This window comes from Bacillus sp. FSL M7-1020, from assembly GCF_038050415.1.
GTDB lineage: Bacteria > Bacillota > Bacilli > Bacillales > Bacillaceae_G > Bacillus_A > Bacillus_A toyonensis.
Genome location: NZ_JBBOTW010000001.1, coordinates 120,001 through 135,000 on the forward strand (window position 1 = coordinate 120,001; position 15,000 = coordinate 135,000).

The window sequence follows — 15,000 nt, forward strand, 5'->3', positions numbered from 1 at the left end:
ACCGGGATGGACGCACCGCTGGTGTACCAGTTGTTCTGCCAAGGGCATAGCTGGGTAGCTATGTGCGGAAGGGATAAGTGCTGAAAGCATCTAAGCATGAAGCCCCCCTCAAGATGAGATTTCCCATAGCGTAAGCTAGTAAGATCCCTGAAAGATGATCAGGTTGATAGGTTCGAGGTGGAAGCATGGTGACATGTGGAGCTGACGAATACTAATAGATCGAGGACTTAACCATATAATATGTAGCAAATGTTATCTAGTTTTGAAGGAATATGCCTTCATAGTTTGGTGATGATGGCAGAGAGGTCACACCCGTTCCCATACCGAACACGGAAGTTAAGCTCTCTAGCGCCGATGGTAGTTGGGACCTTGTCCCTGTGAGAGTAGGACGTCGCCAAGCAAGCTTAAGACGAGTCAGGATGACTCGTCTTTTTTGTATGCTTTCATACCTCTATCGATTGCCTTTTTAACCGCTTCTAAATAGGAAAATCCATATTTTTGATCTGGTTCTAAGTAGGTTCCTTCTGCCCATTCGTTCCACGCATTGATAAATAAAAACTCACTGTTATAAAGAGAGTAAGTACGATGAATTTGCTTACTTAAATAGATTGCGAACTTTTCAGGAGTAGAACCTATAAAAATACTGCTATTTGAATTTTTGCGTCGTGCAGTGTTATCCCAATCAACGAAAGCTCCAGGGAATGTTTTTTTCTTTGGAGGAAATCGCTTTAATATATACATCCATACTTTATCGTAGTCCCAAGCATTTAATTGCATACCAGACTCATATATTGTTTTATTTATGTCTGAAGAGCTATCATGGGCAATTGTATAAAATGGTTCAAACTGAATGCTAGCATCGAACCCATTTATATCAGGGAGTGGAAAACTGTTTAATGTTTCTGTAAAGTATATACCTTTTAAACCGTTTTCTCGTGCTAATGCATTCCAATAATTAAGCATTTTTTCACAATCAGGAATATGTCCCGGGCGATAAATAATGAATAGAGGTTTATCATCTATACGAATATATCTTTTATCTTGGAACGCTTGTAATAAATATTCAAAGTGCTCTTTCCAATCTGATACATCTCCATAATCTTGAGGCATTAATATATGTTTATCAAGACCATCCCAAGATCTTGTCCATGGCTCATTTGCCCAAGAAAGGCAAAATGGAAAATCTGGTTCCCCTATCTTAAGTACCTCATTAAAAGGTGTTTCTAATAGCCTCTTACCTTTAAACCAGTAGTGATAATAACAAAAACCATATATACCGTATGCTTTCGCGATTTCTGCTTGCCATTTTCTTACGGATGGGGTAGTTAAGTCATAATAAAAATCTTGATAAGGTTCCCTAGGTTGATAATGTCCTGAAAATAAAGGTTGTGCATTTTTAGTATTCGTCCATTCAGTAAAACCTTTACCCCACCAGCGATCATTTTCTTTTATTTGATGGAATTGTGGTAAGTAAAAAGCGATTATTTTCAAGCTATATCCCCCTTATGTTCTTCGAAGTTCAAGTGGTGGGAAGTTACTTTTGATTTTGTGGAGCAAGTTTAAAACGAGAGATTTTATATTCTCTTACTGTTTTTGTATGCTACGTATTGGATTTAGTTTTATAGTTTGCTTAATACGGGAGTCTTGGGTGCTCTCATATATATGTCTGAAATAAAAAGTATCATTCATCATGAAATTAAGCGGATTACTATGAACGAAAGAAGTTAATCTTTCTGGAGAACAAATAGGGCCTGTGGTAACCGGTTTACATCATCAAAAAAATCCCGCAGTTTTAGATACTTCTCATAATGCTTTTTAATATAGGTCATAGGTATAACAGTTTCTCCATAAAAGCTGCTATCTCTAACATCTCCTGCACCAGTAGGACTGTGTACAAAATTCCCATGTTCATAATCCGAGATAGCGCGATGTATATCTGGAAAAGCCTGAGATAAAGTTTTATGCCATCCTGTTTGAATTAATTCAGGGTGTTCCTTGAATTGTTGACAAAAATCGAGAAAATATCGTGCCTGTGTTGTTGCGATGAAGATTCCACCTGGACGCAGAATTCTTGAAAATTCTTTTATCCAATTTTCTGCAGTTTCTTCGGATAAATGTGAGAATACAGAATAAGCGAATATGATGTCTAATGAATTGTCACGAATAAATTCTACAGGAGGTTGTGGGCTTGCGGTTTTATATATCCCTCTTCCTAATGTTTCATTGCAAAGAGTAATCATGAAGGGGTCTACATCAATCCCAAGCAGATTTTCATCCCGAACATCTTTGAACAAGAAGCGTATAATTCGTCCCCAACCGCAACCAAAGTCTAAAACTTTACTTTCTTTATTCAAGGGAACCCCTAAATTTTGAGCGTATGTTTTTATATGACTATAAAACAAATATGCTTCATATAGGGCGTGTTCATAGGAAGCACCTACAAATTGTTTTTGGATTTCTTCAGGGGGGAACATAGGTACGGGTACACCGTTTATTGTTGTTTCTGAGCAACTTTGTATAAATAGATTTAGAAGTTCAACGTCAGATAATGGACTAACAAGGTTATCAAAATCACTTCCTAACTTAAAATTATTCATTTGTTAAACCTCCAAATTACATAATGATAAAATTTATTTACGATTTTTTTGTACTAATAAAAACATGCAAAAATTCAGCATCTAACCCTAATGATCTATCCTTTTGTAAATAAACAGTAGTATACATATTTGCCTGTGTGTAAATATATTCAATCATATCTAGCCCCCAATCAAATGTTACTAAAGACCCATTCTCATCGATAGGGTTTCCATGATAAATGGGCTCTTCAATATGCTCAATTACTTCTTTATTCACTCTTGCTCTTTGCACAGTCTTTGTGAGTGTATGATACCAAGGGACAGTAAATACATGAGCACCACCAGGTTTTAATACTCGTTCTATTTCTTTAAATGCCTTGTTTGGCGTCATGACATGTTCAAAAACATCTTGAGTAATGAATAAATCAAAAGATTCACTGGGGAAGGTCATGTCTTCTAAATTTTCACATCTAATTCCTTGAAAGTATTGGCCGAGAGGATAGTTTTTAAAGTATTGAGAATATGTATAGTTTTTACAGTTTTTTATTAGTAGCTGAGTTGTAATTCCTCCAGGAGAGGATTCGTGGATATTATAGGAATTCCATTTTGGAAAAAATGTATTTAAAACATGGATTAAAGCTCGCTGCCTTGGTATAGATTGGCATGTAGAACATAAGTAATGATCTCTAAGCCAATCATTATGTTCTATAAATGTAGTTTCCTTCTCGCAAATAACGCAGTACCCAGTATTGTGTTTCAAATTGTCTTCCACATGACATCACTCCTGTTTTAAATGCAATGTATTGATGGATAGTATGACACACTTCAACAATCAAAGGAATCAAAGAGAGTGGCTGAAAATTAGGAAACTCATACAAGTACGATTGATAGAAGGGGATAACCAGCTGAGGGATAATCTCGCGCGAATTACAGTGTCAATTTATGCTATGCGAGACATTCGCTTTTATTCATTGAAGAATGTATAGACTTAAAATATCCCTTTCTTGTATGGATACATTTCAAAGTCCTGTGCATATATTTCTGTAACTAAATCCATAGTTTCTTTATCGTAAAAGCTTTTATATGTTGGAAATCGGGGGAAGGCTTCATCTGTAATGCTAAGTTCTGCATAGCTGCCTTCATACATCATCTTATGAGTGCGATGATGATCTGAATTCGTAAGTATGGCTAGGTCGGACTTAATTAAACCGTATTCGTCTTCTATTTTGGGAATTTGCTTATTAAAATCTTCTAAAGGTATGTAGCGTTGGATGAAGGCTTCTTCCCCCTGAACATATTGCTGACTAAAATGTATATCCATTATTAGGGAGTTGGGACCAAGTGCTTGAACGTAATATAAAAATTGTTTAAATGATATTCCTTCATTACTATATTTGTCATTATAAAAACATTTTCGGATACTTTCCCATTGTGGGCTAGCATATGGATTGTCAGCAAGTAATAGAAATGAGCTAACGGCCCTTGTATAGGGATTTCGTACGAGTTTACAAACATCTTTTTTCCCTTTTAGAAGAACATTTTGTAACTCAGGTATGTAATTTTCTTTGTTTTTGTATACCCAGAACTCATAGTAATGAATAAAGTCATTGTATTTCTTTGCTTCAGTATATAATCCAATTTGAAAAAAGAACCAATTAGCTAATGTGGTGCATCCGCTTCTATGACTCCAAAATAGTATAAGGGGAAAGTCTTTATGGAAGTGTGGAATTCGATCTTTATGTAGAATTACGTGGTTTAAAAGTTTTTGATTTATATTTTTCATGAGTTCTGTACTCCTTTTTCGAGAGTTTTGTGTATGCAGAAGCTTCTTTAAATGGAATACACGAGTGGAAATATAGGAAGAGAAGGTTGATTTTTTATTAATAAACTATATTCATGGGGGTGAGTAAATATTATGAGTGTTTTTTCGGACACTTTAGATAAGGTAGTGATTCTAAAATGAAAATATAAAATAAAGATAATGAAAATGTATAAGGGGCATACAATTACAAGAGGATGAATAATAAAAATGATCGAGTTCATGTATTTGCATTTCTAGGTGTGACGAGTAAAAAATTTGCTTACTAGAGAGAGGATATTATGAGGAAGAATAATTATTTAATAGTAGGTGGAAATAGTTTCATTGGTATTAACCTCACGTTAGGTTTATTAGAACAGGGGCAAAATGTAAAAGTATTTTCCAGGCATATAAATAATTTCCCTCGAAATATTATAAATGAAGTTGAATTTATTACAGGTGATTTAGAAAATGTTGAAGATATATATAAAGCTTTAGTGAATGTGGATATTATTATTTATTTAGCTGCGACGTCTAATGTAGCAACTTCCATCGAAGATATTTTTGGGGATATTAACAGTAGCCTTTTTTTTCTTAATTTCATGGAAAGTGTTAAAGATTTTCGTATTAAAAAAATTGTATTAGCATCTTCAGGGGGTACAGTTTATGGGGAACCTGAATATTTGCCTATTGATGAGAAGCATCCGTTGAAACCACTTTCTCCATATGGAATCACAAAAGTTTCGCTTGAGAATTATTTGTATTTTTATAAGCGAAACTACGGCATCGACTATGTTGTATGTAGATACTCTAATCCATATGGGAAATATCAAAATCCTTTAAAGAAAGTTGGGGCAATAAATTGTTTTTTGTACCAACATCTTAGTAATGAAAGGATTAATATATACGGGAATCCACAAGAGATTATTAGAGATTATATTTATATCGATGATTTAGTTGAAATTACTATACAACTATCACAATTAAATCGATTGAAATCTTGTGTATATAATATAGGAAGTGGCAAAGGTCTTTCTTTAAAACGAATTATAGTGGAATTGGAGAAAATAACAGAAAGAAAAGTAGACTTTATCTGTTATAAACCAAAACAAGAAAATGTTCATAAAATCATTTTAAATATAGATAAGGTGAGACAAGAATTTAATTGGGAACCTAAAATAGATTTCAAAAGTGGAATTAGATTAAATAAGTTATGGATTGAAGAGTTCTTATATAGTAAAAAATAATAAACCATGCTCTACTTATATAAGCAGAGCATGGTTTATTATTTTATTTCTTTTTTTATTACCCAAAGATCTTGATGATCCCACCAAAACCCTTCAGTGTATTTTTTAATGATAGGGTTATAGGGTAATAACTTAATTTTGTCACACACGTAAGAGGGGCTAACTATCGTTTGGCCATATTGGTTAACATCTAAATCGAATTGTTCACTAGAAGGAAGGAACCAATAGCCTTGTTCATTTAAATTTGGAAATCCAAAGTATTTTTTACTTTGATACCCATGGGTGGTGAAAATGAATAAACCACCAGGTGAAACAGCACTATACAATGTTTGAAGCCAACGAAACCAAGTTGTATCAGGCATATGAGAAAAAAAGGATAGACAAAAAACAATATCGTACGTAGAAGTTTCCAATTTTAAATGTTCAAGTATGTTTTTAGGTATTTTCTATATGTATACATCTTCATTTTAGAAATATCGTCGATAGTAAAGTTCTGTTTAATGAAATTCTGCATTTGTACAACTTCATTATAATGAGAATATGAATCTTCTGTTTTCGTTACACTATTTGTATGTCGTCTATGATAGTTTAGGGACTTTGGATTAAAGTGAATATGTCCCTCTTGCAGGATGGAAACATAGAAAAACCAATCACCAGCAACTTTAAATTTTGCTAGTTGTTTTTCTGTGTTTTTTATATCTATGTTTTTAAAAACTACACTTGAGACATTAGGTATAGTGTTTTTAATAAGTAACGTATCTTGTATTTCATCTATGCCTTTTCGAAAATAGGGGGTTTTCCATTTTTCTTTATCGATATCATTTGTGTAATTTAAATAATGATCAGCTATTACATTTCCTTGTTCGTCTATTTGTTTTGATTGTGTGTAGCTTAAGGTAACCTTGTTATTTATATGAAATCCATGTATCACCTCTTGTAAAAATGTCTTCTCACATAAATCATCTGATTCTGCGATCCAAATATAATCACCGGTTGCTGCGGAGACTCCTTTTATCCATTGTTTAAATACAGAACCAGAGTTTTTTTCGTTAATAATTCGTTGAACTTTCAGATGAGGCTTATTTTCTTTTGGGAGCAGCTTTTCAAATGTTGATACGCTATTGTCAGTAGAGGCGTCGTCTAGGAAAATTAGTTCGTAAAGGGGATAGGTTTGGTTTAATATTGATCTGACTCGGTCAGGTAAGTAGTGTTCATAATTATAGTTTGGTACAATTACACTTATTTTTTTGTAATTATGTTCGAGAAGCGCTAATAATTGATAAATGTAATTAAGAAAATTAAAGTTTTTTTCAATGAGCTCTTGGCCAAAGCTCCCCTTTTGTAAGCGTAACTCTTCATCTCCAATAAGTTCATATATTCTTTCGACCATTTTTGGTAAGTTTAAAAAGTCTACTAAGGCACCGGTTTTTTCTGTAACAACATCCTCAAAACCTCCAGCATTTTTAAAACCTATAACAGGAACCTTTGTATCTAATGCTTCTAAAACAACATTTGGAAAAGGGTCTTCCCTTGAGGTTAATAAATATAAATCAGCCCCGGCATTATATAAACCGATATCTGGAGTAGGATCAACTAATGTGAAATGTGCTTTATATCTTGGTGATAGAGTATCCATAAGGTGAACATCTGTTCTTCCTACCCAAATAAAATGAATATTAGTATGAACCTTTCTTACTGAGTAAGCAATAAATGAGAATAAATCTATTCCTTTTCGATAATCGGCGAAACCTACACCTAAAATAATTTTACTATCTAGAGGCAGGTTGAGTTTTTTGCGTAATTCATTTCTAGCCACTGTAATATTATTCTTATAAGGATTGTGGTTAAATAAACCTTGAGGGAGAATGTGACATTTTTGATGATCTAATTGCGTGATTGTAAGGAATTTTTCATATACGTATTGTGAAGGGAAGACAATTTTGTAAGCAGATTCAGCAATGTTTCTAGCTTTTCCTTCGGCAGAGTACTGTTGTATTAAATGCGGTAATTCATGTATTAACGAAATAACTTTTATATTGTGCCTAGCTAGTAATGCAACCATATCACCACTTATGACCGTACTGCATATGGCAATGGTATAGTCTTGTGATAATAAAGTCTTTATTAATAATTCGACCGTTTCTTCCGTGGGGTAGTCTTCCTCTAAGCAATAAACAGGACCATATTTTTGAAAATCGGGGATTAAAATGCCTGATCCAATAGAAATAATTGCGACGGAGTAATCGAAGTTTTCTTTAAGAGCTTTAATAGTATGTAAAGAAAGCAGCTGTGCTCCGTGGAAATGGGCATCATGGGATACATAAATGATTTTCTTATTAACATGCATTTCATAACGCCTCCTAAGTTTATTAGATTTCTTTACCTTTCTATCGACTTAGTAAAGGAAAAGAAGATAAGGAAGTATTTTATTTATAATCCCCCTAGAGATAAGCGAGAGGGGAAAATGGTAATTTTAGCTCGGGTGCACTACTACCCTTAATATATATTTACTTAGCCTGACATTCATTCTTTAGAAAAGTATTAGTATTAAGCTAAAGGTTATAAATTGCCGATTATTAATTTAACTAAAGGAGTTTTAGAATCTCTAGGGATGGATTAGAAATTAAGAGGTTTATAATTTATAAAATAAAAAACATAAAAGGTATTGACGATTAAGGGTTAGAAGTGTAATATAGAACAAGTCGCCGATGCAATAACGCAGAAAACGACAAACGAAACAAAAAACTTAGTTGACATTGAAACATGAAGATGTTAACATAAGGGAGTCGCAAATGAGCGACCAAGTAGTTCTTTGAAAACTGAACGAAACAAACAACGTGAAACGTCAATTTTTATTTTTAGATGCTAGACAAACTAACTTTATTGGAGAGTTTGATCCTGGCTCAGGATGAACGCTGGCGGCGTGCCTAATACATGCAAGTCGAGCGAATGGATTGAGAGCTTGCTCTCAAGAAGTTAGCGGCGGACGGGTGAGTAACACGTGGGTAACCTGCCCATAAGACTGGGATAACTCCGGGAAACCGGGGCTAATACCGGATAACATTTTGAACTGCATGGTTCGAAATTGAAAGGCGGCTTCGGCTGTCACTTATGGATGGACCCGCGTCGCATTAGCTAGTTGGTGAGGTAACGGCTCACCAAGGCAACGATGCGTAGCCGACCTGAGAGGGTGATCGGCCACACTGGGACTGAGACACGGCCCAGACTCCTACGGGAGGCAGCAGTAGGGAATCTTCCGCAATGGACGAAAGTCTGACGGAGCAACGCCGCGTGAGTGATGAAGGCTTTCGGGTCGTAAAACTCTGTTGTTAGGGAAGAACAAGTGCTAGTTGAATAAGCTGGCACCTTGACGGTACCTAACCAGAAAGCCACGGCTAACTACGTGCCAGCAGCCGCGGTAATACGTAGGTGGCAAGCGTTATCCGGAATTATTGGGCGTAAAGCGCGCGCAGGTGGTTTCTTAAGTCTGATGTGAAAGCCCACGGCTCAACCGTGGAGGGTCATTGGAAACTGGGAGACTTGAGTGCAGAAGAGGAAAGTGGAATTCCATGTGTAGCGGTGAAATGCGTAGAGATATGGAGGAACACCAGTGGCGAAGGCGACTTTCTGGTCTGTAACTGACACTGAGGCGCGAAAGCGTGGGGAGCAAACAGGATTAGATACCCTGGTAGTCCACGCCGTAAACGATGAGTGCTAAGTGTTAGAGGGTTTCCGCCCTTTAGTGCTGAAGTTAACGCATTAAGCACTCCGCCTGGGGAGTACGGCCGCAAGGCTGAAACTCAAAGGAATTGACGGGGGCCCGCACAAGCGGTGGAGCATGTGGTTTAATTCGAAGCAACGCGAAGAACCTTACCAGGTCTTGACATCCTCTGAAAACCCTAGAGATAGGGCTTCTCCTTCGGGAGCAGAGTGACAGGTGGTGCATGGTTGTCGTCAGCTCGTGTCGTGAGATGTTGGGTTAAGTCCCGCAACGAGCGCAACCCTTGATCTTAGTTGCCATCATTAAGTTGGGCACTCTAAGGTGACTGCCGGTGACAAACCGGAGGAAGGTGGGGATGACGTCAAATCATCATGCCCCTTATGACCTGGGCTACACACGTGCTACAATGGACGGTACAAAGAGCTGCAAGACCGCGAGGTGGAGCTAATCTCATAAAACCGTTCTCAGTTCGGATTGTAGGCTGCAACTCGCCTACATGAAGCTGGAATCGCTAGTAATCGCGGATCAGCATGCCGCGGTGAATACGTTCCCGGGCCTTGTACACACCGCCCGTCACACCACGAGAGTTTGTAACACCCGAAGTCGGTGGGGTAACCTTTTTGGAGCCAGCCGCCTAAGGTGGGACAGATGATTGGGGTGAAGTCGTAACAAGGTAGCCGTATCGGAAGGTGCGGCTGGATCACCTCCTTTCTATGGAGAATTGATGAACGCTGTTCATCAATATAAGTTTCCGTGTTTCGTTTTGTTCAGTTTTGAGAGAACTATCTCTCATATATAAATGTATGTTCTTTGAAAACTAGATAACAGTGTAGCTCATATTTTTTTAATTTTAGTTTGGTTAAGTTAGAAAGGGCGCACGGTGGATGCCTTGACACTAGGAGTCGATGAAGGACGGGACTAACGCCGATATGCTTCGGGGAGCTGTAAGTAAGCTTTGATCCGAAGATTTCCGAATGGGGAAACCCACTATACGTAATGGTATGGTATCCTTACCTGAATACATAGGGTATGGAAGACAGACCCAGGGAACTGAAACATCTAAGTACCTGGAGGAAGAGAAAGCAAATGCGATTTCCTGAGTAGCGGCGAGCGAAACGGAATCTAGCCCAAACCAAGAGGCTTGCCTCTTGGGGTTGTAGGACATTCTATACGGAGTTACAAAGGAACGAGGTAGACGAAGCGACCTGGAAAGGTCCGTCGTAGAGGGTAACAACCCCGTAGTCGAAACTTCGTTCTCTCTTGAATGTATCCTGAGTACGGCGGAACACGTGAAATTCCGTCGGAATCTGGGAGGACCATCTCCCAAGGCTAAATACTCCCTAGTGATCGATAGTGAACCAGTACCGTGAGGGAAAGGTGAAAAGCACCCCGGAAGGGGAGTGAAAGAGATCCTGAAACCGTGTGCCTACAAATAGTCAGAGCCCGTTAATGGGTGATGGCGTGCCTTTTGTAGAATGAACCGGCGAGTTACGATCCCGTGCAAGGTTAAGTTGAAGAGACGGAGCCGCAGCGAAAGCGAGTCTGAATAGGGCGTTTAGTACGTGGTCGTAGACCCGAAACCAGGTGATCTACCCATGTCCAGGGTGAAGTTCAGGTAACACTGAATGGAGGCCCGAACCCACGCACGTTGAAAAGTGCGGGGATGAGGTGTGGGTAGCGGAGAAATTCCAATCGAACCTGGAGATAGCTGGTTCTCCCCGAAATAGCTTTAGGGCTAGCCTTAAGTGTAAGAGTCTTGGAGGTAGAGCACTGATTGAACTAGGGGTCCTCATCGGATTACCGAATTCAGTCAAACTCCGAATGCCAATGACTTATCCTTAGGAGTCAGACTGCGAGTGATAAGATCCGTAGTCAAGAGGGAAACAGCCCAGATCGCCAGCTAAGGTCCCAAAGTGTGTATTAAGTGGAAAAGGATGTGGAGTTGCTTAGACAACTAGGATGTTGGCTTAGAAGCAGCCACCATTTAAAGAGTGCGTAATAGCTCACTAGTCGAGTGACTCTGCGCCGAAAATGTACCGGGGCTAAATACACCACCGAAGCTGCGAATTGATACCAATGGTATCAGTGGTAGGGGAGCGTTCTAAGTGCAGTGAAGTCAGACCGGAAGGACTGGTGGAGCGCTTAGAAGTGAGAATGCCGGTATGAGTAGCGAAAGACGGGTGAGAATCCCGTCCACCGAATGCCTAAGGTTTCCTGAGGAAGGCTCGTCCGCTCAGGGTTAGTCAGGACCTAAGCCGAGGCCGACAGGCGTAGGCGATGGACAACAGGTTGATATTCCTGTACCACCTCTTTATCGTTTGAGCAATGGAGGGACGCAGAAGGATAGAAGAAGCGTGCGATTGGTTGTGCACGTCCAAGCAGTTAGGCTGATAAGTAGGCAAATCCGCTTATCGTGAAGGCTGAGCTGTGATGGGGAAGCTCCTTATGGAGCGAAGTCTTTGATTCCCCGCTGCCAAGAAAAGCTTCTAGCGAGATAAAAGGTGCCTGTACCGCAAACCGACACAGGTAGGCGAGGAGAGAATCCTAAGGTGTGCGAGAGAACTCTGGTTAAGGAACTCGGCAAAATGACCCCGTAACTTCGGGAGAAGGGGTGCTTTCTTAACGGAAAGCCGCAGTGAATAGGCCCAAGCGACTGTTTAGCAAAAACACAGGTCTCTGCGAAGCCGTAAGGCGAAGTATAGGGGCTGACACCTGCCCGGTGCTGGAAGGTTAAGGAGAGGGGTTAGCGTAAGCGAAGCTCTGAACTGAAGCCCCAGTAAACGGCGGCCGTAACTATAACGGTCCTAAGGTAGCGAAATTCCTTGTCGGGTAAGTTCCGACCCGCACGAAAGGTGTAACGATTTGGGCACTGTCTCAACCAGAGACTCGGTGAAATTATAGTACCTGTGAAGATGCAGGTTACCCGCGACAGGACGGAAAGACCCCGTGGAGCTTTACTGTAGCCTGATATTGAATTTTGGTACAGTTTGTACAGGATAGGCGGGAGCCATTGAAACCGGAGCGCTAGCTTCGGTGGAGGCGCTGGTGGGATACCGCCCTGACTGTATTGAAATTCTAACCTACGGGTCTTATCGACCCGGGAGACAGTGTCAGGTGGGCAGTTTGACTGGGGCGGTCGCCTCCTAAAGTGTAACGGAGGCGCCCAAAGGTTCCCTCAGAATGGTTGGAAATCATTCGTAGAGTGCAAAGGCATAAGGGAGCTTGACTGCGAGACCTACAAGTCGAGCAGGGACGAAAGTCGGGCTTAGTGATCCGGTGGTTCCGCATGGAAGGGCCATCGCTCAACGGATAAAAGCTACCCCGGGGATAACAGGCTTATCTCCCCCAAGAGTCCACATCGACGGGGAGGTTTGGCACCTCGATGTCGGCTCATCGCATCCTGGGGCTGTAGTCGGTCCCAAGGGTTGGGCTGTTCGCCCATTAAAGCGGTACGCGAGCTGGGTTCAGAACGTCGTGAGACAGTTCGGTCCCTATCCGTCGTGGGCGTAGGAAATTTGAGAGGAGCTGTCCTTAGTACGAGAGGACCGGGATGGACGCACCGCTGGTGTACCAGTTGTTCTGCCAAGGGCATAGCTGGGTAGCTATGTGCGGAAGGGATAAGTGCTGAAAGCATCTAAGCATGAAGCCCCCCTCAAGATGAGATTTCCCATAGCGTAAGCTAGTAAGATCCCTGAAAGATGATCAGGTTGATAGGTTCGAGGTGGAAGCATGGTGACATGTGGAGCTGACGAATACTAATAGATCGAGGACTTAACCATATAATATGAAGCAAATGTTATCTAGTTTTGAAGGAATATGCCTTCATAGTTTGGTGATGATGGCAGAGAGGTCACACCCGTTCCCATACCGAACACGGAAGTTAAGCTCTCTAGCGCCGATGGTAGTTGGGACCTTGTCCCTGTGAGAGTAGGACGTCGCCAAGCAAAAACCTAAGTCGATTCGACTTAGGTTTTTTTATGTTTATTTTTATTTATCAGCTGTTATAATCTATAATTTTAATAGTCCTAAAGAAGAAAAAAGATAAAATAGAAACGATATAAAGTGATAAGAAGGTTATAAAGTAATATATTTAAATGTAAATTAAAGGTAAGAATTACCTTTTGCATGAATTTAGTTGTAAAATGAACAAAAAAATTTTTACTCTTACATAACCTCTTTGTTTTTTTAGGGTTTTACATAAGGCTGAATCTATAATTAAGGTAGTTAACATATATTTTTGATGGGTGTGGGGGATTATGAAAGAAATATGCATGTTATTAGTGGCTGTTATATTATGGGGGACAGCCATTGCGCCAACGAAATGGGCGTTAGAATCTATTCAACCGTTTACTTTGTTGTTTATTCGTCTTTTCTTTGCGGGTGGAATTTGTATGCTATTCTCATTTAAACAACTACAAAAATCAGTTGTACATAAAAAAGTTCCATGGAAAAGAATGAGTTTGTTAGCTTTTACCGGTGTAGCTGGATATTTTATGTTTACATCCTACGGCATTTCTTTAACAAGTGGATTACATGTTAGTATCATAGATGCTGCATTACCATTAGTTACAATTCTATTTTCAGCATTCTTTTTGAAAGAGAAAATTCGGTTGAATTATTGGATAGGAATTATATTGGGGGCTATAGGAGTACTCTTTATTACGATTCCATCTAAAGGTGTTGATCAAGAAGTATCTTTAATAGGAGATGTACTTATATTATTGAGCACTTTTCTATTTGCTTTCTACACAGTTTTGTTAAAACGACCAAAACAAGAACAGTATTTATCAAATGAGGTATTTACCACATTAACTTTAATTATCGGAGCTGTTATTCTATTGCCGTTTGCCTTGGTAGAAATTCTTTATTACGGTTTCCCAAAGATTGAAACTTGGAAAACGGGATTTAGTGTAATGTACCTTGTTATTGGAGCAACAATTTTAGCATATTGGTTCTGGAATAAAGCGCTAGAGAGAGTTTCTGCATCAGTAAGTGGATTATATTTAAATGCATTACCGTTAATAAGCATTGTTACTTCAATTATCCTATTAAATGAATCTCTGACATGGAGGGTAATAATGGGGGCAAGTCTAGTTTTAATTGGAGTAGGATGGGCGGATAAGCAAAAAATACGTAATCTATTAAAAGGTAATAAGGTGTAGAGTCGGGACTGTTAAACAGTATGTTTTATATAATTAAAAATGTTAAAAAGATACCTTATATATATGAGGTATCTTTTTATATTTAGCAAAGAAAATAGACTGAAATTAGTATGGATATTCTTTGCTATATCTATATGTATCGAAATCATTTTGAAATATTGTTTGAACGAGCTGCATACACTCAGTATCGTAAAAACTTTCGAAAGTAGGATGGCGAGGGAATAAAGGATTCGTAATATCGGCTTCACTAAAATCCCCTTTATAAATCATGGTGGGAGTTTGATGATGCCAAGATGTTGAGAACTCATTTATTGGTGCAACTTTTAATTCGAAACGCTTTTCTAATTCTTTCATTTCCTGATTGAAGTTTTCTAAGTATATATAATTGGTCACATATTCTTCTTCACCAGTTATATATTGTTGTGTGAAATGTGGGTTAATGTCATCTGCTTGAGCACCTTTAATAAATAAGTAGTATAGAAATTGTTTAAATGAG

8 protein-coding genes, 5 rRNA genes and 1 pseudogene (2 of these 14 cut by a window edge) are annotated in these 15,000 nt (G+C 38.9%); 7 read left to right on the top strand and 7 right to left on the bottom strand.

Annotated elements, in window-relative coordinates; translation table 11 throughout:
* Nucleotides 1-235, top strand: a 23S ribosomal RNA gene (locus MHB70_RS00650) (it extends 2,687 nt beyond the left edge of the window).
* A 49-nt stretch (nt 236-284) separates the two neighbouring features.
* A 5S ribosomal RNA gene (gene rrf / locus MHB70_RS00655) occupies nt 285-400 on the top strand.
* Nucleotides 401-414: 14 nt separating this feature from the next.
* Here rrf (MHB70_RS00655) and MHB70_RS00660 read toward each other — a convergent pair.
* The 4 genes from MHB70_RS00660 to MHB70_RS00675 all read right to left on the bottom strand — a co-directional run bounded on the left by MHB70_RS00660 (nt 415) and on the right by MHB70_RS00675 (nt 4,359).
* Nucleotides 415-1,491, bottom strand: coding sequence for a glycosyltransferase WbsX family protein (locus tag MHB70_RS00660; RefSeq protein ID WP_000690970.1), 1,077 nt, complete (start codon nt 1,489-1,491; stop codon nt 415-417).
* 233 nt (nt 1,492-1,724) lie between these two features.
* Nucleotides 1,725-2,597 (bottom strand): class I SAM-dependent methyltransferase, encoded by an 873-nt coding sequence (locus tag MHB70_RS00665; protein WP_001058697.1) that lies wholly within the window; start codon nt 2,595-2,597, stop codon nt 1,725-1,727.
* A 37-nt stretch (nt 2,598-2,634) separates the two neighbouring features.
* Nucleotides 2,635-3,348: a class I SAM-dependent methyltransferase gene (locus MHB70_RS00670; RefSeq protein ID WP_000389968.1), complete on the bottom strand. Its 714-nt coding sequence runs from the start codon at nt 3,346-3,348 to the stop codon at nt 2,635-2,637.
* A gap of 216 nt (nt 3,349-3,564) precedes the next feature.
* Nucleotides 3,565-4,359: a sulfotransferase family 2 domain-containing protein gene (locus MHB70_RS00675; RefSeq protein WP_061530555.1), complete on the bottom strand. Its 795-nt coding sequence runs from the start codon at nt 4,357-4,359 to the stop codon at nt 3,565-3,567.
* A gap of 317 nt (nt 4,360-4,676) precedes the next feature.
* On the opposite strand from MHB70_RS00675, the gene MHB70_RS00680 reads away from it, so the two are divergent.
* Nucleotides 4,677-5,621: an NAD-dependent epimerase/dehydratase family protein gene (locus MHB70_RS00680; RefSeq protein ID WP_061530556.1), complete on the top strand. Its 945-nt coding sequence runs from the start codon at nt 4,677-4,679 to the stop codon at nt 5,619-5,621.
* A gap of 38 nt (nt 5,622-5,659) precedes the next feature.
* Here MHB70_RS00680 and MHB70_RS00685 read toward each other — a convergent pair.
* Nucleotides 5,660-6,046, bottom strand: a pseudogene (locus MHB70_RS00685) (class I SAM-dependent methyltransferase); the annotation flags it as partial.
* Nucleotides 6,037-7,968: a glycosyltransferase gene (locus MHB70_RS00690; RefSeq protein ID WP_000558355.1), complete on the bottom strand. Its 1,932-nt coding sequence runs from the start codon at nt 7,966-7,968 to the stop codon at nt 6,037-6,039. The pseudogene MHB70_RS00685 and the gene MHB70_RS00690, both read right to left, overlap by 10 nt.
* 533 nt (nt 7,969-8,501) lie before the next feature.
* Here MHB70_RS00690 and MHB70_RS00695 point away from each other — a divergent pair.
* From MHB70_RS00695 to MHB70_RS00710, 4 genes are all read left to right on the top strand, one after another.
* Nucleotides 8,502-10,053: ribosomal RNA gene (locus MHB70_RS00695) — 16S ribosomal RNA — on the top strand.
* 146 nt (nt 10,054-10,199) lie between these two features.
* A 23S ribosomal RNA gene (locus MHB70_RS00700) occupies nt 10,200-13,121 on the top strand.
* Between the two features lie 49 nt (nt 13,122-13,170).
* Nucleotides 13,171-13,286, top strand: a 5S ribosomal RNA gene (gene rrf / locus MHB70_RS00705).
* The 16S, 23S and 5S rRNA genes sit together here, the layout of an rRNA operon.
* Before the next feature lie 312 nt (nt 13,287-13,598).
* The gene (locus MHB70_RS00710; protein ID WP_000658279.1) at nt 13,599-14,504 is read left to right on the top strand and encodes a DMT family transporter; all 906 of its coding nucleotides are present in this window, start codon (nt 13,599-13,601) and stop codon (nt 14,502-14,504) included.
* A 105-nt stretch (nt 14,505-14,609) separates the two neighbouring features.
* On the opposite strand, the gene MHB70_RS00715 is transcribed toward MHB70_RS00710, so the two are convergent.
* On the bottom strand, nt 14,610-15,000 hold the end of the coding sequence (locus tag MHB70_RS00715) for a sulfotransferase family 2 domain-containing protein (protein WP_000460467.1). Its footprint extends 401 nt past the window's final position; only the last 391 of its 792 coding nucleotides appear in the window; the start codon falls outside the window, past its right edge; the stop codon is at nt 14,610-14,612.

What these genes read in the sequence shown, in the direction of transcription:
- MHB70_RS00675 (WP_061530555.1), bottom strand. Translation starts at nt 4,359, where the DNA reads ATGAAAAATATAAATCAAAAACTTTTAAACCACGTAATTCTACATAAA.
- MHB70_RS00680 (WP_061530556.1), top strand. Translation starts at nt 4,677, where the DNA reads ATGAGGAAGAATAATTATTTAATAGTAGGTGGAAATAGTTTCATTGGT.
- MHB70_RS00710 (WP_000658279.1), top strand. Translation starts at nt 13,599, where the DNA reads ATGAAAGAAATATGCATGTTATTAGTGGCTGTTATATTATGGGGGACA.
- MHB70_RS00665 (WP_001058697.1), bottom strand. Translation starts at nt 2,597, where the DNA reads ATGAATAATTTTAAGTTAGGAAGTGATTTTGATAACCTTGTTAGTCCA.
- MHB70_RS00690 (WP_000558355.1), bottom strand. Translation starts at nt 7,968, where the DNA reads ATGCATGTTAATAAGAAAATCATTTATGTATCCCATGATGCCCATTTC.